General features: G+C 70.8%; 15 protein-coding genes. 11 read left to right on the plus strand and 4 right to left on the minus strand.

Translation table 11 applies throughout. The features are described 5' to 3' along the window. The first annotated feature begins 20 nt into the window (after positions 1 to 20). From GPA04_RS07550 to GPA04_RS07575, 6 genes are all read left to right on the plus strand, one after another. Entirely contained in the window at positions 21 to 989 is a 969-nt protein-coding gene (locus GPA04_RS07550; protein ID WP_206674147.1) for a TIGR03557 family F420-dependent LLM class oxidoreductase, read from the plus strand. A 99-nt stretch (positions 990 to 1088) separates the two neighbouring features. Then, on the plus strand, positions 1089 to 2033 hold the full coding sequence (locus tag GPA04_RS07555; protein WP_156223450.1) for a hypothetical protein: 945 nt from the start codon (positions 1089 to 1091) through the stop codon (positions 2031 to 2033). Continuing rightward, positions 2030 to 2485, plus strand: a complete 456-nt coding sequence (locus GPA04_RS07560) for a phage holin family protein (protein ID WP_156223451.1) — start codon at positions 2030 to 2032, stop codon at positions 2483 to 2485. Before GPA04_RS07555 ends, GPA04_RS07560 begins: the two co-directional genes overlap by 4 nt. Beyond that, entirely contained in the window at positions 2482 to 3096 is a 615-nt protein-coding gene (locus GPA04_RS07565) for a DUF3618 domain-containing protein (protein WP_156223452.1), read from the plus strand. Before GPA04_RS07560 ends, GPA04_RS07565 begins: the two co-directional genes overlap by 4 nt. 60 nt (positions 3097 to 3156) lie before the next feature. Further along, complete coding sequence (locus GPA04_RS07570) at positions 3157 to 4227, plus strand: YihY/virulence factor BrkB family protein (RefSeq protein WP_156223453.1); 1071 nt, start codon at positions 3157 to 3159, stop codon at positions 4225 to 4227. 82 nt (positions 4228 to 4309) lie between these two features. Continuing rightward, positions 4310 to 5110, plus strand: coding sequence for a phosphatase PAP2 family protein (locus GPA04_RS07575; RefSeq protein WP_241680659.1), 801 nt, complete (start codon positions 4310 to 4312; stop codon positions 5108 to 5110). A 14-nt stretch (positions 5111 to 5124) separates the two neighbouring features. Here GPA04_RS07575 and GPA04_RS07580 read toward each other — a convergent pair whose 3' ends face one another. From GPA04_RS07580 to GPA04_RS07595, 4 genes are all read right to left on the minus strand, one after another. After that, on the minus strand, positions 5125 to 7290 hold the full coding sequence (locus GPA04_RS07580) for a hypothetical protein (RefSeq protein WP_156223454.1): 2166 nt from the start codon (positions 7288 to 7290) through the stop codon (positions 5125 to 5127). Next, entirely contained in the window at positions 7287 to 8912 is a 1626-nt protein-coding gene (locus GPA04_RS07585; RefSeq protein ID WP_156223455.1) for an extracellular solute-binding protein, read from the minus strand. The genes GPA04_RS07580 and GPA04_RS07585 overlap by 4 nt, the downstream gene beginning before the upstream one ends. A 78-nt stretch (positions 8913 to 8990) precedes the next feature. Beyond that, positions 8991 to 9890 carry a carbohydrate ABC transporter permease gene (locus GPA04_RS07590; protein ID WP_156223456.1) on the minus strand — a complete coding sequence of 300 codons (900 nt, stop codon included), beginning with the start codon at positions 9888 to 9890 and terminating at the stop codon, positions 8991 to 8993. Beyond that, the gene (locus tag GPA04_RS07595; RefSeq protein ID WP_206674148.1) at positions 9887 to 10804 is read right to left on the minus strand and encodes an ABC transporter permease; all 918 of its coding nucleotides are present in this window, start codon (positions 10802 to 10804) and stop codon (positions 9887 to 9889) included. The genes GPA04_RS07590 and GPA04_RS07595 overlap by 4 nt, the downstream gene beginning before the upstream one ends. A 122-nt stretch (positions 10805 to 10926) precedes the next feature. Here GPA04_RS07595 and GPA04_RS07600 point away from each other — a divergent pair, with 122 nt between their 5' ends. The 5 genes from GPA04_RS07600 (at position 10927) to GPA04_RS07620 (ending at position 18239) form a co-directional block, all read left to right on the plus strand. Continuing rightward, positions 10927 to 11946 (plus strand): LacI family DNA-binding transcriptional regulator, encoded by a 1020-nt coding sequence (locus GPA04_RS07600; RefSeq protein ID WP_162458549.1) that lies wholly within the window; start codon positions 10927 to 10929, stop codon positions 11944 to 11946. Between the two features lie 191 nt (positions 11947 to 12137). After that, positions 12138 to 13937 carry an SLC13 family permease gene (locus GPA04_RS07605; RefSeq protein WP_156223458.1) on the plus strand — a complete coding sequence of 600 codons (1800 nt, stop codon included), beginning with the start codon at positions 12138 to 12140 and terminating at the stop codon, positions 13935 to 13937. Then, complete coding sequence (locus GPA04_RS07610) at positions 13937 to 15034, plus strand: lysylphosphatidylglycerol synthase domain-containing protein (RefSeq protein WP_156223459.1); 1098 nt, start codon at positions 13937 to 13939, stop codon at positions 15032 to 15034. The genes GPA04_RS07605 and GPA04_RS07610 overlap by 1 nt, the downstream gene beginning before the upstream one ends. Then, on the plus strand, positions 15031 to 16686 hold the full coding sequence (locus GPA04_RS07615) for an AbgT family transporter (protein WP_156223460.1): 1656 nt from the start codon (positions 15031 to 15033) through the stop codon (positions 16684 to 16686). Before GPA04_RS07610 ends, GPA04_RS07615 begins: the two co-directional genes overlap by 4 nt. A 50-nt stretch (positions 16687 to 16736) precedes the next feature. Further along, on the plus strand, positions 16737 to 18239 hold the full coding sequence (locus tag GPA04_RS07620) for a leucyl aminopeptidase family protein (protein ID WP_241680660.1): 1503 nt from the start codon (positions 16737 to 16739) through the stop codon (positions 18237 to 18239). Positions 18240 to 18252 lie beyond the last annotated feature (13 nt).

An 18252-nucleotide genomic window follows, 5' to 3' on the forward strand; every position in this document is an offset into this window, starting at 1 on the left:
CCGGATGGGAACCGGTGGCCATGTCCTTGACCTTGGGTTACTTCCTGTCCTGTGAAGAGTACGGTCCGGCCGAGCTGGTCGAGCAGGCGGTCGCCGCCGAGCGCGCCGGGTTCGACGCGCTGTGGATCAGCGATCACTTCCATCCCTGGAACGACGAGCAGGGTCAGTCCCCGTTCGTCTGGGGTGTGATCGGGGCGCTGAGCCAGGCCTGCTCCCTGCCCGTCACGACCGCGGTGACGTGTCCGACGATGCGCATCCACCCGGCCGTGATCGCCCAGGCCGCCGCGACCGCAGCCGTCCAGCTGCGTGGCGGCTTCCGGCTGGGCGTCGGCACCGGTGAGGCCCTGAACGAGCACGTGCTCGGCGACGTGTGGCCCGCCCACGCCGTCCGGGCCGAGATGCTCGAGGAGGCCATCGCGCTGATCCGGCGCCTCTGGGAGGGCGACGCGGTCACCACGCGAGGACAGCACTACGAGGTGAGCGACGCACGCATCTACACCCTCCCCGACGAGCCGATCCCGATCTACGTGAGCGCGTTCGGGCCCACCGCCCTCGAGCTCGCCGGGCGGATCGGTGACGGCTTCGTCACGACCTCGCCGGCGGCGGACGACGTCCAGCGCTTCAAGGAGCTCTCCGGCGGCAAGCCCGCCCAGGGCGGCGTGAAGGTGGCGTGGGCCGACTCCGAGGCCGAGGGCATCGACTACGCGCACCGGCTCTGGGCCAACTCCGGCCTGCCGGGCGAGCTCTCGCAGGTGCTGCCCTCCGTGCAGCACTTCGCGCAGGCGAGCGAGCTCGTGACGCGGGACGCCACCGCCCAGAGCATCGTCGCCGGCCCGGACGTGGACCGCCACGTCGAGCAGCTGGAGCAGTACGTGCAGGCAGGCTTCGACGAGGTGTACGTCGCCAACATGGGCCCGCAGTACCTGGAGATGATCGAGGCCTACGGACGTGACGTCCTGCCCCGGATCCGCGAGAACGCCGGGCGGTGATCGTCCCTCCCACCCTCGCACCCTCGCATCTGGACGCGTTCGCATGCATCAACCACCCCGCGAAGGGGAACCGGAGATGACCGACAGGAAGGCATGACCATGACTGACGAGAACCGATACGAGAGCTCGAGCCCCGCCGGTGTGGCGCCCCCGACGTACCCGCCCGCCACCACGACGGGACCGACCTCCAGCACCACGTCGACCTCCAGCACCACGTCGACCTCCGCTGGCCAGAGCAGCGGGACCGACGCCGCCAAGGACGAGGCCGGCCAGCTCGCCGACCAGGCCAAGGGCAGCGCGCAGGAGGTCGCCGGCGCGGCCGCCGACAAGGCGGGCGAGGTCGCCGAGACGGCCAAGGACCAGGCGAAAGAAACCCTCACCGAGGCCAAGAACCAGGCGCGTGACCTGTACGAGCAGGGCCGCCAGCAGGTCTCTGAGCAGGCCGGTGCCCAGCAGCAGCGCCTTGCCGGTGGCATGCGTTCGGTCTCCTCGGAGCTGTCGGCGATGGCCGAGAGCAGCGAGAACCCGGGGCTGGCCACCGCGCTCGCACGGCAGCTGGGCCAGCAGCTGGAGAGCGCCGGAGACTGGCTCGAGCAGCGTGAGCCGGCCCAGGTGCTGGACGAGGTCTCCCGCTACGCGCGGAAGCACCCGGTCACCTTCATGGCGATCGCAGCGGGTCTCGGTCTGCTCGCAGGCCGGGTCGCGCGCAGCGCCAAGGACGCCAGCAGCGACTCCTCCGGAGGCGGTGCAGGCGCCAGCGGCTCAGCGGGGTCCGGCACCGCCGGCACCGGGTCCTACGGGACCCCGGCGCCTCAGCCCTACGGCACCTCGTACGGCACGACCGGCGGCCAGCCCTACGGCACCACCAGCACCGCGTACGGCACCACGGGCGGCCAGCCCTACGGCACCACCGGCACCCAGCCGTACGGCTCACCGGCAACCTCCGGCTCGTCGCAGGAGGGGCCGCTCGCGGGAGCTCCCGGCGCGATGGGAGACACCGGCGCGGTCGCACCGGCCACCGCACATCCGGACGATCGTTCATGAGCGCCGGACCCGACGCCTACCCGCCCCCGCCTGCCAGCACGCCGGCGTCCACCGCTGACGACCGCTCGTTGGGCGAGCTCTTCGGGGAGGTGACCGAGGACCTCTCGGTCTTGATGCGCCAGGAGGTGGCGCTCGCCAAGGCCGAGGTCCAGGAGTCGGCCAAGCGTGCCGGCAAGGGTGCAGGTCTGCTGGGTGGGGCCGCGGTGGCAGGCAACTTCGCGCTGCTGTTCGCGTCCCTGGCCCTGTGGTGGGCGCTCGGCGCCATGATCGGCGAGGGCGACGAGGTTCCCGCCCTCGGCTGGTCGGCGCTGATCGTGTGCGGCATCTGGGCACTCGTCGCGCTGGTGATGGCCATGAGAGGCAAGAAGTCGCTCGACTCCGTGGAGGGCGCTCCGCGGACCGCCGAGACAGTTCAGAAGATTCCGGACGCCATGAAAGGACATGACCGATGAGCACCGATCCCGACCGTATCCGCGCCGACATCGAGCGCACCCGATCCGAGCTCAGCAGCGATGTCGACGCTCTCACCGACAAGGTGAGCCCCGCTCGGGTGGCCGAGCGCCAGACCGACAAGCTGAAGTCGGCCGTCTCCGGCGTCAAGGACAAGGTGCTGGGGGTGGCGGATGACGCCCGCACCGCGACGTCCGACGCGGCGCACGCCGCGGCGGACGCCGTCAGCGACGCGCCGCACTCCGCCAAGAGCAGCGCCAGCGGCAACCCGATGGCTGCCGGGCTCATCGCGTTCGGCGTGGGCCTGCTGGCGGCCTCGATGATCCCGTCCTCCCGCAAGGAGCAGCAGCTGCTGGAGCAGGCCAAGAGCTCCGACGCGGTGCAGGGCGCCGCCGAGCAGGCGAAGTCGCTCGCTCAGGAGATGGCAGGCGACATGAAGGAGCCCGCGATGGAGGCGATGGACGCCGTCAAGTCCACGGCCACCGAGGGCGCAGAGCAGGTGCGCGAGAGCGCCACCGAAGGCGCCGCCGAGGTCCGGTCGTCCGGGCAGCACGCGGCGGAGGACGTCAGCGAGCAGGTCGGTCAGTCGCGGGACCGGCTGCAGGGGTCCTGACCCCTCACCCCGTGGGCCGGGCACCGGCCCACGGGGTTCCCTCGTCGTGGAAGGTTCGAGATGGCCGACAAGTCAGATCCGCAGTCCCAGCCGGACAAGCCGGACTCACCCACGGATCTGCGGAAGCCGTCGTGGACGTACACGGTGCGGCGCACGATCAGCGAGTTCCTCGCCGACGAGTGCACCGACCTCGCGGCGGCGCTGACCTACTACGCGGTGCTGTCGCTGTTCCCGGCCGTGATCGCCCTCGTCTCGATCCTCAGCCTGGTCGGCCAGGGGGCGATCACCGAGTCGCTCCTCGGTATCGCCGAGGACGCGATGCCCGAAGAGACGATGAACACCATCGGTCCCGTGATCGAGAGCCTGACCAACGTGCCGGCCCCCGGGATCGGCCTGCTGGTCGGGTTGCTGACGGCGGTGTGGACGGCGTCCAACTACGTCACCGCGTTCTCGCGCGCGATGAACCGCATGTACGAGGTGCCCGAGGGCCGTCCGTTCTGGAAGCTGCGCCCGGTGATGTACGCGCTCACCATCGCCATGCTGATCCTCGTCGCCCTCGTGGGTCTCATCCTGGTGCTCAGCGGCCCGGTGGCTGAGGCCATCGGTGACGCGATCGGTCTGGGCGCGGCGGCGATGACGGTCTGGGGGATCGCGAAGTGGCCGCTGCTGCTGCTGCTCGTGGTCATCGCGATCGCGCTGCTCTACTACGGGACGCCGAACGTCAAGCAGCCCAAGTTCCGCTGGATCAGCACCGGTGCCGTGGTCGCGATCGTCGTCGCGGCACTGGCCTCACTGGGGTTCGTGCTGTACGTCACGAACTTCGGCAGCTACAGCGCGACCTACGGTGCGCTCGCCGGCGTAATCATCTTCCTGCTCTGGCTGTGGATCATCAATCTGGCGCTGCTCTTCGGCGCAGAGTTCGACGCCGAGCTGGAACGTGGCCGCGAGCTCCAGGCGGGCATCGCCGCCGAGGAGACCCTGCAGCAACCACCTCGTGACACCCGCGCCAGCGACAAGCAGGCTGCCAAGCGGGAGAAGCTGGTCGCGCGCGGCCGTGCGCTGCGTCGGTCACGTGGCCGCACCGAGGACGACGGCGGTGCGCCCGACGGCGACGAGGCCAAGCATCGCTAGTCGGGGCGAGGAGTCGCGCCCCGCGGGACCGACCGCGCCGCAGGCCCAGCAGGAGGGGGTCGCCGGTGAGCGCCAGCAGGACGTGCGCCTCGGAGACGTCGACCTGACGGCCTGGTCAGGTCCGCTGGGCGAGGCCACGGCCGCCAGTGCGACGACGCTGTCCCGCCGGGCCGGTGCCTACTCCGCTCTCGCCGTCGCGCTGGCGGTCGGCGTCGCCGTGATCTCGGCCGCTGCCGCCATCGTGATCGTGATCTATGCGGCGGTCACCACCAGCCAGGGCGTGGCCGGGCTCGACCGGCCCCTGCTGGACCTTCTGCTCGGCACGCGCTCCCCCGTCGTGGACACGCTGCTGACCGCGGTCACCGCCACGGCGGGCAAGATCGGCATGCCGCTGATCGCGATCACGGCGATGGTCGTCCTCGGCGTCCGCCGACGCTCGTGGACGCCCGTGGTCCTGATCGCCGTGACCGGCGCGGTGTCGTTGCTGCTGACGATCACCGGCAAGGAGTTCATCGCTCGGGTCCGACCGCCCTACAGCGACGCCGTCCCACCCTTCGAGCTCTCGGAGTCGTTCCCGAGCGGGCACACGCTGAACGCTGTCGCCGTCGTCGGCATCATCGGCTACCTGCTCGCGCTGCGCCGCGGCCGGCGCGCGCGCATCACGATCGTGACGGCCGCGGTCCTCTACGTCCTCCTCATCGGTTTCACCCGGGTCTACCTCGGGCATCACTGGCTCACCGACGTGCTCGCGGGCCTGGTCCTGGGCGCGGCCTGGCTCGCCCTCGTCATCACCGCGCACCGCTACTACCTCACGGCTCGCTCCGCCGAGCGCGAGGCCGGGCCGCCCGCCGAGGTCCACACCCGGGAGCAGCACGAGAGCTAGAGCCGTGCGGCGGCTCACGCCGCGACATGCTCCACGACGCGCGCCTGCAGGGCAGGCACCGGCAACGCAGCGCCGACCTCTCGGTCTCCCGCGCCGGTGAGCTCCCGCGCCGTTCCCCCCTGCGAAGCCAGCTGCCAGACCTCGTCACTGGTCGAGACGTTCACGACGACGGTCCAGGACCGGCCCCCGGTCGAGTCGACGTGCCACGCCCGCAGCGGTCCGGACGCCGAGAGGGTCGCCGTCGTGGGGACGGCGGCGCCCGGACCGCCGACGTGCATCAGGTAGGCCACGTCGATGATCGTGGTCCGCGGCGGCACGTACTGGGACTCCTGCACCGTGCCCATCGCGAGCGTCTCCACGCGGAGCGACTGCAGCGGACCGCCGTCGGGCGTGGGCGATCGGAGCAGCTGGACGGCCCCCTCGGTGAGCGATCGCACGGTCAGCACGCCATCGACGGTCACCTCGTGCCCGAGGTCGGTCACCGAACCGGCCATCGGGACGTCGTCGAGCCGGACCGTGCCCCCAGCGGTGCGCAGCTCGCGGCTCGCGCCGTTGTAGACGTCGTTGGGGATGCCCAGGTTCAGTCCGTGCCAGCCGAGCAGGCCGACCGACCACGCGGCCGTGCGAACCAGCTGGAGGCCCAGCACCGTGGCGTCGTCCGGCAGCGCGACCATCGCGATCGTGCTCTGTGCGGCGCCATCACCTTTCCATCCTTCGGCGATGACCAGCTCGGTGCCCTCCAGCACCTGGCCGACCGTCGCGAACCCGTCGTCGAAGGACGACTGCCATCGGCTGGTCACGCGCCGCTTGGGGCGACCGGAGTTGAACTCGTCGAAGGCCGTGTTCTCACCCTCGAGCCGCAGCCGGGGTGCGAGGTTCAGGTGGTACTCGGCCATGTCGCCGTGTGCGGTGGGCACGCACAGACCCTGGGTCGTGGTGAAGGCGCGCCAGCTGTGCGAGGCGAGCCGCCGCCCCCGCACCATCACGACGCCGTGCTCGTCGTCGGACCAGGATGTCGGCTCGTGCCGTGGGGCCGTCTGCGCCGACCGCTCCCGGTCCCCGTGCGCGACGAGGAAGGCGAGCGCGTTGGCCCGGTCGGACTCGAGCCGGGTGTAGTAGTAGGGGCGCCGTTCCTGGATGTGGCCGAGCCGGCGGTCGTAGAACGCGCCCCGATCACCGGTCTCGGCCGCGACCAGCTCGAGGTAACCGGCGATGACGGCATCCGCTCCCTCATCACCCAGGTGCTCCCGGGCGTACAGGGCAGCGACCGGCACGTACTCCTGGCAGTAGGCGTAGCGCACCCGGCTGTCGCCACCCAGCCGGATCAGACGGCCGTCGGGGGTGATGCAGCTCTTGAGGCGGTCCCACAGCACGTCCTGGTGGAGGTGCAGCAGGTCGGGGACGGGCAGACCCGCCGCGGCCTGGTCGAAGTACAGCAGGCTCGCCTGGCTGGTGCAGATCGCCATGTAGCCGAGGTTGAGATAGCCGTGGTGGTCGAGCGCCATCGAGTCGAAGAAGTTCGCGCCGATGTGGCGGCTCGCCAGCGGCTCGCCGTCGTAGCGGGTCCGATCCTGCGCGTCCGCCGTCAGGCTGACCCCGTTGGCCATGAAGCTCAACGCCCTGTCCCGGTACGCCGGTGCCTCCGGGGCATCGGGCACGCGGGTGAGGGTGCGCCACAGCAGCGCACCGTTCCACAGGTTCGACTCCGGGTCGTTGTGACCCTCGTCCGCCCACAGCCCGGCGACCACACCCGGTGTGCGACCGCGCTGGTAGGAGGTGCTCAGCCAGTCGGACTCGCTGAGCAGCACCCGTTCGGCGTCCTGGCGGAGGTCGGCGCCCGCCTCACCCAGCAGGTCCAGCCCCAGCCACGCACGCTCGATGCCGAGCGCGCTGATCCACGTGTGCCCCCAGCTGCGGCCGTCGGCGCACGTGCTCGGACCGGACAGGTGCGAGCTCCACGCGAATCGATAGCTGTCGCGTGCGCGTCCGAGCGCCCAGCTGCGCACCGAGGCGTCCGGGTGCCGCGCGGCGACGGCGGCCGCGGCGGACGCGTACTTGAGGTTCGTCTGCACCCCCCAGCTGTCGTAGCCCGAACCGAACCAGCCCAGGCCGTCGTCGGCCTGGGTCCACCAACGCTCCATCGCCTCCAGCCACTGCCCGAGCCGTTCGACCGGTCTCATGACTCCAGGGCTGCGTGCGCAGCCTTGTACTCGTCGATGACCTGGTTCCCGCCACCGGACAGGAAGTCCTCGACGGCGGCGGGCCAGTCGCTGACCGGGCGCCGGCCGAGGATGATGTCGGTCTCGGTGCTCTGCAGACCCGTCTGGAGCGCCGACCACTGCCGGCTCGCCGTCTCCGAGTACAGACCGTTCGTCGGGTCGACGAAGGACTTCTCGGTCACCTGCATCTGCCAGTCGTACGCAGCCTGGACGGTCTCCTGCCGCCTGGCCGAGTAGATCGCACGCGCGGCGTCGGAGATGTAGATCGACCCGATGTTGATCTCGGAGGCACGCTCGCTGACCACGGGGTCGCTGCCGTCCAGGTCGTAGTGCATGCCCTCGATCCCGTAGTGGACGAAGAGGTACTCCTCGCTGCCGAACGGCGCCGCGTGGTAGTCGGCCACCTTGAGGAGCGTCTCCACCCGGTCGGCAGCGGCCGCGCTGATCGCGGTGATCCCGACGTTGGGCTTGTTGATCATCTGGGTCCCCGTACCGCCGTCGAACCCGATCACCGGCAGCGCCTGGATGTCGAGGCCCTCGACGCTCGCGTGCTGGTTGTAGAGGCTGAACCACGCCACGAACGAGTCCTCGTGAAGGACTGTCGTGCCCGAGCCGAACCAGTCCTTGCGTGTCGAGGAGGGTGCGACCGCTGCGTCGGGGTTGATGACGCCGGCCTCCTGCAGCTTGCGGACGGCCTCCAACGCGTCCTGGTGCCGCTCGTCCTCGAGGTTGGTGGCGAACTCGCCGTCCTCGATCGTCCAGTAGCCGGGGATGTCGAGCATCGATCGCACGTACGGCAGCGGGAACGAGCCCCACGCCCAGGTGTTGCCACCGGTCAGCTGCTCCGACAGCGCCATGAGGTCGTCGAAGCTCTCGGGGGTCTCGGTGATCCCGGCCGCCGCCAGCAGATCGGCACGCACCAGCACGGCCGGCTGCGCCATCAGACCGCGCTGGATCGGGATCGCTCGGATGCGTCCGTCGAAGATGCACTGGTGCCACGACGCGGTGGGGAGGTTGGCCAGCGCGGGGTAGTCGTTGATCGCGTCGCCCGCGAGGTGGTCGGTGAGGTCGGCAGCCTTCGCGGCCATGAACTGCGGCAGCGACTGCATGGCGCCGAGGTAGAAGAAGTCGGGCAGCGTGTCGCCGGCGACCGTGGTGGCGAACTTGGCGTCGTACTCCGCGGACGGGGTCGCGGTGATGCTCAGCTCGGATCCGAGCCGTTCGTTCAGCTCCTGCCAGAAGGGGTTCTGACCCATCGTCGGCGGGATGGCGAAGGCGGTCGGCACCATCGCCGTGATCGGCTGGCCGTCGCCCGGCGTGGCGCTCGAGTAGGCGCCCGGGTCCGAGGGGTAGGCGAAGAACGCGTTCGAGGTGCGCCCTTCCTGCTCGGCCAGATCCGGCTCGACGCCGCCGTAGGGGGTGTAGGTGGGAAGCACGGCCGAGCCGTCGGTACCGGTGGCGCCGCCACCGCCGTTGTTGGCGCCGCCGTCGTCGGAGCAGGCGGTGAGACCGGCGACCGCGGCGGCCCCCAGCCCGGCCATGAGGATGCTGCGCCGGCTGGGCAACGAGGTGGAACGTGACATCGGTGTCTCCTTCTCTCAGGTACCGGTGCATGACGCACCGGGCAGGGTTCGTGCGGGTGGGTGGGCAGGCGTGAGCGGTCAGCCCTTGATGGCGCCGGTGAGTGCGCCCTTGGCGAAGTGGCGCTGCAGGAAGGGGTAGACGCACAGGATCGGGACGATCGAGATCACCAGGATCGCCATCTGCAACGTGACCTGGGGCGGCACGATGCCGGAGTCCATGTCGGCAGCGGCGATGCGTTCGCCGTTGGTGACGTAGGACCGCAGCACGAGCTGCAGCGGCCACAACGAGGTGTCGTTGAGGTACAGCAACGCCGCGAAGAACGAGTTCCAGTAGCCGACGGCGTAGAACAGGCCGATCACGGCCAGGGCGGCCTTGGACAGCGGCAGCACGATGCGACCCAGCAGGCTGAACTCGCCTGCGCCGTCGATCTGGGCCGCCTCCAGCACGTCCTGCGGGAGGTTGCTGAAGAACGCACGCAGCACGATGACGTTGAAGGCGCTCAAGCAGGTCGGCACGATCAGCGCGGCCAGCGAGTCGAGCATGCCGAACTGCTTGACAACCAGATAGGTCGGGATCATGCCCGGGCTGAAGAACAGGCTGCAGATCAGCAGCATCGTCAGCGCGCGGCGCCCCGGCAGCGCCCGCCGGGTGAGGGCGTAGGCGAGCATCGAGGACACCGTCAAGGACAGCGCGGCTCCCAGGATGGTGACGATGCCGCTGATGCCGAGCGCCCGCGTCACCACACCGCCGGCGAGGATCGCCCGGTAGGCCGAGAGGTCGATGCTGCTGGGCCACAGCACCAGGCCGCCGGCGGCGGTCACCTGCGCGGCCGGCGCCAACGACGTGGCGACGATGCCGACGAACGGCACCAGGACCAGCGCGCACGCGATCGTGAACACCACCGCCTTGAGCACACGCATCTGCGGCGACGAGGGCGGCTGGCCGTTGACGAGACGGTACCGACGCTGACGACTCATGACCTGTACAACCCGTCCTCGCCGAACATGTGAGCGACCTTGTTGGCACCGAGAACCAGCAGCACCGAGACGACGCCTTTGACCAGGCCGACCGCAGCCGCCTCGCTCCAGTTCCCGCCGACGATCCCGTTGTTGTAGACGTAGGTGTCGAGGACCTCGGAGGCTTCCAGTCCGACCGCGGGCTGCTGCAGGATGATCTGCTCGAAGCCGACGCTGAGGGCGTCTCCGAGGCGCAGGATCAGCAGCAGGATCGCGATGCTCTTCAGGGCGGGCAGCGTGATGTGCCACAGCTGACGGGCGCGGCCGGCGCCGTCGACGACGCTCGCCTCGTAGAGCTGGACGTCGATCTGCGAGAGCACCGCGAGGAACAGGATCGTCGCCCACCCGGCGTCCTTCCAGATCAGCTGGCTGGTCAGCAGCGGGATGAACAGATCGGCGTTGCCGATGATCTGGAAGGTGTCGTAGCCGTTCGAGCGCAGGAAGTTGTTGAGCATCCCCGAGCCACCGAGAAACTGCTGGAAGATCCCCACGACGATCACCCAGGACAGGAAGTGCGGCAGGTAGAGCACGCTCTGCACGATGCGCTTGATGCGCTCGGACGCCAGCGACGTCAGCGCGATCGCGAGCGCGATGGGGATCGGGAACACCACCAGCACCTGGACGAGCGTGATGATCAAGGTGTTGGTCAGCGCCGTCACGAACTGGTGGTCGCCGTTGACGATGACCTCGAAGTTCTGCCACCCGACCCACTCGCTCTCCCCGATGCCGAGGAACGGCAGGTAGTGCTTGAAGGCGATGACGTTGCCCAGCAGCGGGTAGTACTGGAACGCGAGCAGGACGACCACTCCCGGCGCTGCCAGCAGCAGCAGCGGGAGGCGGCGGCGCAGCGATCGCGCTGACGGTGAGGTACTCACACGCTGTCAACTCCGGTGTTGATGGACGAATGTACGCGCGTACATTTAGAGGCCGCGCCCAAGTTAGCCTTGGCATACTTCGCTGTCAAGACTCCTCGGAGGGGCCCAAGAGCGGGGGAAGCGTGGTTCGAGCAGGGCGTGAGCGGCAGTGGCAGCAGGTCCGGATGGCCGATGTCGCGGCCGCCGCCGGCGTGTCGCGCGCCACCGTCTCGCGGGTCCTCAGCGGCGATCCGGCGGTCGTCGAGAGCACGGCTGCGGCGGTCCGTGAGGTCATCGACCGACTCGGTTATCGGCCCAATCGCGCGGCTCAGGCGCTGATGGGTGCCAGCCGCACGCTCGGCGTGGTCTTCGGGCAGCCGCCCGAGCGATCGTCCGCGCTGCTGCTGGCCGCGATGCAGGAGGCTGCGACCGAGCGCGGCTACACGCTGACGGTGGCGATCGCCACCGACCACGAGGGCGAGCAGCTGCGGCGAGGACTCGACTCGATGGTCGATCAACGAGTCGCCGCCGCCATGGTGCTCCCGGCCACCGAGCTCAACGCCCAGGTGCTGGCCGAGGTCGAGGTGCCGTTCCCGATGGTCAGCACCACCGACCTCGGTCCCGAGCCTCCGTGCTCGGTGGTGGCACTCGACGAGGTCGGCGCCGTCGACCTCGTCGTGCAGCACCTGCAGGAGATCGGTCGGCGCCGGATCATGCACCTCGGCGGCCGGCGCGAGACGCTCGTGGCCCGGTTCCGGCGAGAGCGCTGGGAGGCGCTCGTCGGCGACCCGGACCTCTTCGAGTCCGCAGGTGCATGGAGCGCCCGTGCCGGTTACGAGGCTCTGCACAAGGCCGCGGCGCGGGGCGTTCGCCCCGACGCCGTCTTCGCCGGCGCCGACGACATCGCGCTGGGGGTCCTGCGCGCGGCCGCCGAGCTCGGCCTGCGGGTCCCGGAAGACCTCGCCGTCGCCGGCTTCGGTGGCCTGCCGGCCACCGAGTTCTACGGTCCCGGGCTGACGACGGCGGAGACCGACCTCCGCGAGCGAGGTCGGCTCGCCGTCGAGGAGTGCCTGCTCCGGCTGGCCGACCCGGACGCCCCACCCTCGCGTCGGCTGCTCCCGGCTCAGCTGGTGGTGCGCGGCTCGACGGTCCCGTCGGCCTGATCCGTGGCCTCGCGGCAGCCACCGCCCGCGTCCTGACGGCGATCCCCGCCGGCACGTGCTCCGCGAGCAGGAGCGGCCCGCACCCCTAGGTCTGGGGGTGTCGGCAGCAGCGCGATCGCCCTAGCGTCCGAGCAGGGCCTTCGTGCGGCCCGGAGCCGATCCCGAAAGCCTGCGACGACGCGAGGCGCCCGATGTCTGACGCGACCCTCAGTCTGCTCATCCTGGCCGGGACCGTGGGCCTGTTCATCTGGAACCGGCTGCCGGTGGGCCTCGTCGCCATCATCTCCGCCCTCACGCTCTACGCCACCGGCCTGGTCGACGCCGATGGCGCGGTCGCCGGCTTCGGCGAGCCGATCATCGTCTTCATCGCGGGCCTGTTCATCGTGTCGGAAGGTCTCGACGCCTCCGGCGTGACCGGGTGGGCGGGTCAGGCCCTGGTGCGTCACGTCGGGACCCGCAGGGCGAGCCTGCTGCTGGGACTGATGGCGCTCGCCGCTCTCCTCGGCGCGTTCGTGACGCCCAACGGAGCCGCCGCCGCACTGCTCCCCGTGACCGTGGTCGCCGCCCGGCGAGCCGGCCTGGTCCCCGCTGCGCTGCTGATGCCGGTGGCGTTCGCCGCCAGCGCCGGCGCGCTGTTCGTGCTCTCGGGCAGCACGGTGAACGTGATCGCCTCCGACGCCCTCGACGAGCACACCGGTGAGGGCTTCGGGTTCTTCGAGTTCGGCCTGATCGGGCTGCCGCTGGCACTGGTGACGATCGCGGTGTGCCTCGCCGCGTCGCGGCGGCTGCTGCCGCTGCGGGAGCCGGAGGAGGCGTCCGCCGACCTCAGCGGCCACGCCCAGACCGTCATCGAGCACTACACGTTGGAGCAGGGCTTCTACCGGCTCCTCGCCCGCGCCGGCGCCTCGGTCATCGGCACCACCCCGGCGGCCGCTGTCGAGGGCACGGGCCTGACGCTCATCGGCGTGCAGCAGGCCGACGACTCCCCCGGTGCGCCCGACCAGCCGATCGTCGAGGGTGACGTCGTCGTGGTCTCGGGCGAGGTCGAGGCCGCCGAGCGGCTCGCGGCCGAGCACGACCTGGTCGTCGAGTCAGCACCGATGACCCGGGCCAGCCCGGCGAACCTGGTCTCCTACGACGCCGGCGTCGTGGAGGTGGTCATACCGCCGCGCTCCGGCCTGGTCGGGGAGGTGGTGTTCCCGGGCAAGGTGCGGTCCGGGCTGACCCTGCTGACCGTGTCGCGATACGGCAGCAGCCGCGGGCCGCGCCCGACCCAGCTGCACGAGGGCGACATGATGCTCCTGCACGGCCCCTGGGCCGCCGTCAGCGAGCTCACCCGGAACGCCGACGTGCTGCCGGTCAACGACCCGGAGCTGGTCCGGCGGCAGAACGCCCCGCTGGGCCGACGCGCGTGGCTGGCGCTGGCGGTGCTCGCGGTGACGGTGGTGCTGCTGGCCTCCGGCATCGCCTCCCCGGCCGTCTCCGCGCTCACCGGCGCCGGGCTGATGGTGCTCACCCGCGTGATCACGCCCTACCAGGCATACCGGGCGGTCTCCTGGCAGACCGTCGTCCTCGTCGGTGGCCTGATCCCGCTCTCGGCGGCGATCGCGAGCTCGGGTGCGGCCGACATCGTCGCCGGTCACATCGTGGCGCTGGTGGAGGGGACCGATCCCCGGGTGCTGCTGGCACTGCTGTTCCTGCTCACGGTCGTGCTCGGCCAGGTGGTCAGCAACACCGCCACGGTGCTGATCGTGGTCCCGATCGCGCTGGCGGCAGGCTCCGCCGCCGGTGTCGCCGCCGCGCCCGTGCTGATGCTGGTCGCCGTCGCGGGTGCGGCCTCGTTCCTCACCCCGATCGCCACTCCCGCGAACATGATCGTGATGGGTGCCGCGGGGTACCACTTCGGGGACTACTGGAAGCTGGGTCTCGTCGTGACGGCCGCCTGGTTCGTCGTCGCGATCGCGCTCATCCCGTTGATCTGGGGCGTGTGATGACGGCCGCGTCGCGCTCGTTGCGCTCCCGGCTGCTGCGCTGGGTGATCATCGCCGTGATCGCCGTCTTCGCGTGGTTCGCGCTGGAGGGTCTGGTGGGCCGGGTCGACTGGCGTGGTGTCGCGGACGCCTTCTCCGGCCTCCCGCTGTGGGTGCTCGCGCCGCTGCTGCTGGTGCTCCTGGTGCGTCAGCTCCTCAACGCGGTGCCGCTCGTGTACTACGTGCCCGGTCTGGGGGTGGTCCGATCGGCACTCAGCGACACGACAGCGAACCTCGTCGCGACCTTCACACCGCCGCCCGGGGACATCGTGCTGCGGGTCGCCATGTTCCGTTCGTGGCGGCTGGACCCGGTCGCCGGCATGACGGGGGTGACGCTCAACTCCGCGAAGTTCTACGCGATCCGGTTCGTGGCGCCCGTGCTGGGCCTGATCCTGCTGGGCGGCTACGGGGCGACGCGGCGACAGTGGCTGCTCGCGCTCGCGTGCGCCCTGATCGCGTTCGTGCTGCTGGGGGGGCTCGTGCTGATGCTGCGATCGGACGCGATGGCACGGTGGCTGGGTCGGACCGCGGGGCGGGTGGTGCGCCGGTTCCGCAAGGGCACCGACCCCGAGGCCTGGGCCGCCGCCCTCGTCACGCTCCGCGCCACGGCGGCCGACGCGGTCCGGCGCGGCCTGCTGCCATCGATGGTCGCGCTCGTCGGCATGGTGCTCGCCGACGCGACGATCCTGGCCGTCGCGGTGCGCGCCGTCGGTGTCCCCGCCGCCGACCTTCCACTCCTGGAGATCTACGCGGCGCTGCTGCTGATCTACCCGTTGACGCTGCTCCCGCTGTTCGGGCTGGGTGTCCTCGACGCGGTGCTGGTGGCGGCGCTGACCACCGCCGCGGGCGTCGCGCTCGAGGCGGACCTCATCGCCGCCACCGTGATCTGGCGGGTCGTCACGATCGTCGGCACGCTCGCGCTCGGCCTGCTGACGCTGGCGATCTGGCGGCTCACCAGCCGTGGCACGGCCCTCGACCTCGCAGCCGATCCCACGGCCGACCCTGCACCCGACGTCCCACCCGGCGCGCTTCCCACCGATCACAGGAGACCCTCATGAGCTCGACGGCGACAGCACAGCCCGGCGTGATGGCGCGCCTGCTGGACGGCATCGAACGGGTGGGCAACAAGGTGCCCAACCCCACGGTGCTGTTCGTGTACCTGATCGCGTTCGTCGCGGTGCTCTCGGCGCTGCTGGCGTGGGCGGGCGTGAGCGTGACCGACGACGTCGTGGTGCCGGTCCCGAACGAGGAGTTCGCCGCGATCAGCGAGCATCTCGGCGGCACGTACTCGCTCTACGACTCCACGACCGGTGAACCCGCGACGCTGCCGGAGTTCGTCGTGGTCGAGCAGGAGTTCCCGGTGCGGAGCCTCCTGTCGATCGAGGGGCTGCGGTTCTTCTTCTCCTCGTTCGTGGACAACTTCTCCGGCTTCGGCGTCGTCGCCGTCGTGCTGATCTCGATGGCCGGCGTCGGCGTGGCCGAGGTCGCCGGCATGATGGCGGCGCTCATCCGGCGGGTCGTCAAGGTCGCCCCGGCGAGGTGGTTGCCCTTCATCCTGATCTTCGTGGGCGTGCTGTCCTCCGTCGCCACCGATGCCGGGTACCTGATCCTGATCCCGCTGGCCGCGGCGGCGTACGCCTCGGTGGGTCGGCACCCGCTGGCCGGCATGGCCGGGGTGTTCGCCGCCGTCGGCGCCGTGTTCGGGGTCAACCTGCTCATCACCCCCAGCGACTCGATGCTCACCGAGATCACCAACGACGTGCTGGGCACCCTGGGCATGGAGACGATCAACGTCACCCAGAACTTCTACTTCTCGATCGTGAGCTCGCTCGTGCTGGCTGTCGTGGTGACGTTCATGACGACGAAGTTCGTCGAGCCGCGCCTCGGCACCTACGACCCGAAGGAGGCCGGTGACAGCTCGGCACCCGCCGAGGAGATCGATGCCGCGGCCGAGGCCCGCGGGCTGAGGTTCGCGGGTTGGACGGCGCTCGGTGTGCTCGTGCTGGTGCTGGCGCTGTCGCTGCCGCCGGGCGCGCCGCTGCGTGACCCGGCCACCGGTGACCTCATCGGCACGACGCCGTTCATGGCGAGCCTCATCTTCGTGATCTCGCTGGCGTTCCTGCTGTGCGGCATCGCGTTCGGCCGAGGAGCCGGCACGCTCAAGGGCGGCAACGCGATCGTCGGGGCGATCTCCTCGACGTTCGGCACCCTCGGCGGGCTGCTGGTGATGTTCCTGATGATCGCCCAGTTCATCGCGCTGTTCAACTGGTCGAACCTGCCCACCGTCGCCGCGGTCGAGGCCGCCCAGCTGCTGGAGCAGGCGTCGGTCCCCGCCCTGGTGCTGCTGATCGCCTTCATCCTGGTGATCCTGGTCCTCGACATCATCCTTCCGGGCCTGATCCCCAAGTGGGCCATCTTCGCGCCCGTGTTCATCCCGATCTTCGCGACCCTCGGTGTCGCACCGCAGACGCTGCTGGCCGCCTACCGCGTGGGCGACTCGCCCGTGAACGTCGTCACCCCGCTGATGGTCTATCTGCCCTTCATCGTCACGATCGCGCAGCGGTACGTGAAGAAGTCCGGGCTCGGCACGGTGATCTCGCTGATGCTCCCGTACACCGTCGTCATCCTGCTCACCTGGACCGCGCTGTTCGTCGTGTGGTTCCTGCTCGGCATCCCGTGGGGGCCGGACGCCCCCGTCGAGATCACCTAGCCGCGGGCGCCCCTGCCCGCGGTCCACCCTGCTCACCACCGGAGGCCCTCGTGACCACTCCACCGTTGCCGGCACCGATGCCGGTCCGGCGTCTCACACCGTCATGGTTCGCCCAGGTCGCCGTCACCACCGGCGACGGCGGCGACGCCGATGCGATCGGCATCCCCGTCCTCGCCGACGGCGAGGTCCCCGATCTCCTGGAGACCGGCCGCGAGGCCTTGCGCCGCGCGGGCTTCACAGGAGCGCTCGGATCGGCGCTCGCCGAGCCACGCGGCGAGGGTCCGGCCCTGGTCGCGGTCGGGATGGGCGAGCCGAGCTCGCTCGACGCCGCCGCTGTCCGCGACGCTGCCGCCGCGTTCGTCCGAGCCGTGCCGGCCGACGCCGCCCTGGCGATGCACGTGCCGACCGGGATCCCGGCCGGCGAGGCGGCGGCCGCGATCGTCGAGGGCGCGCTCCTCGCGCGGCACCGGTTCGACCTGCGCTCGACGCCGAAGCCGAACGACCCCGTCGCGGTCACCTCGATCGTGCTGGTCCCGGCGGCCGGCGACCAGGACGCGGTGACCGCCGGCGCGGCGCGCGGCCTCGTGACCGCACGAGCGGCGCTGGTCAGTCGCGACCTGGCGGCGTGCCCGGCGTCCCTGCTGACCGCTACGGCGATGGCCGACGTCGCCGTCGAGCTCGGGTCCGAGGTCGGCCTCGAGGTCGAGGTGACCGATCTCGCCGGGCTCGTCGAGCTGGGGTGCGGTGGCCTGCTCGGTGTCAACCGCGGCTCCGAGCAGGAGCCGCGCATGGTTCACATGACCTACACCCCTCCGGGTGAGGCGACCGGCCACCTGGGGCTCGTCGGCAAGGGCATCACCTACGACTCCGGGGGCATCAGCCTCAAGCCGGGCGACGAGTCGCACTCGCAGATGAAGAACGACATGAGCGGTGCCGGCGCGATCCTCGCCACGATGCTGGCGCTGCCCGCGCTCGAGGGGCGGGCACGGATCGAGGCGTGGCTGATGTGCACGGACAACATGCCCTCCGGGCGAGCGATGCAGCTGGGCGACGTGCTGACCACGCGCGGCGGCACGACCGTCGAGGTGATCAACACCGACGCCGAGGGGCGGTTGGTCATGTCGGACGCGCTGGTGCTGGCGGTCGAGGCGGGCTGCGACGCGATCGTGGACGTGGCCACGCTCACCGGCGCGTGCCTGCGGACCTTCGGCACCGAGGTCGCCGGCGTGATGGGCAACCGGCCCGAGCTCGTGGCGGCGGTGACCGCTGCCGGCGAGAAGGCCGACGAGCCGGTGTGGCAGCTGCCGCTGATCGCCTCCTACCGCTCGCAGCTCGACTCCGAGATCGCCGATCTGAAGAACCTCGGCGGCCCCAACGCGGGCGCGATCACCGCGGCTCTGTTCCTGGAGCACTTCGTGGGCGACGTCCCGTGGGCGCACATCGACATCGCGGGTACCGCGCAGGCACCGGCGGCCACCGCCTGGGTGAACCGTGGCCCTACGGGCTTCGGGGCCAGGCTGCTGTGCGAGCTGGCGGTGGGTTTCGGGTCCTGACGGCGACGCGCCA

It is taken from the genome of Pseudactinotalea suaedae (genome assembly GCF_009733815.1).
Taxonomy (GTDB): Bacteria; Actinomycetota; Actinomycetes; order Actinomycetales; family Beutenbergiaceae; genus Pseudactinotalea; species Pseudactinotalea suaedae.

Excerpts from the sequence above, each read along its gene's own strand:
- GPA04_RS07550 (WP_206674147.1), top strand. The coding sequence starts at position 21 with ATGTCCTTGACCTTGGGTTACTTCCTGTCCTGTGAAGAGTACGGTCCG.
- GPA04_RS07555 (WP_156223450.1), top strand. The coding sequence starts at position 1,089 with ATGACTGACGAGAACCGATACGAGAGCTCGAGCCCCGCCGGTGTGGCG.
- GPA04_RS07560 (WP_156223451.1), top strand. The coding sequence starts at position 2,030 with ATGAGCGCCGGACCCGACGCCTACCCGCCCCCGCCTGCCAGCACGCCG.
- GPA04_RS07565 (WP_156223452.1), top strand. The coding sequence starts at position 2,482 with ATGAGCACCGATCCCGACCGTATCCGCGCCGACATCGAGCGCACCCGA.
- GPA04_RS07570 (WP_156223453.1), top strand. The coding sequence starts at position 3,157 with ATGGCCGACAAGTCAGATCCGCAGTCCCAGCCGGACAAGCCGGACTCA.
- GPA04_RS07580 (WP_156223454.1), bottom strand. The coding sequence starts at position 7,290 with ATGAGACCGGTCGAACGGCTCGGGCAGTGGCTGGAGGCGATGGAGCGT.
- GPA04_RS07585 (WP_156223455.1), bottom strand. The coding sequence starts at position 8,912 with ATGTCACGTTCCACCTCGTTGCCCAGCCGGCGCAGCATCCTCATGGCC.
- GPA04_RS07590 (WP_156223456.1), bottom strand. The coding sequence starts at position 9,890 with ATGAGTCGTCAGCGTCGGTACCGTCTCGTCAACGGCCAGCCGCCCTCG.
- GPA04_RS07605 (WP_156223458.1), top strand. The coding sequence starts at position 12,138 with ATGTCTGACGCGACCCTCAGTCTGCTCATCCTGGCCGGGACCGTGGGC.
- GPA04_RS07610 (WP_156223459.1), top strand. The coding sequence starts at position 13,937 with ATGACGGCCGCGTCGCGCTCGTTGCGCTCCCGGCTGCTGCGCTGGGTG.
- GPA04_RS07615 (WP_156223460.1), top strand. The coding sequence starts at position 15,031 with ATGAGCTCGACGGCGACAGCACAGCCCGGCGTGATGGCGCGCCTGCTG.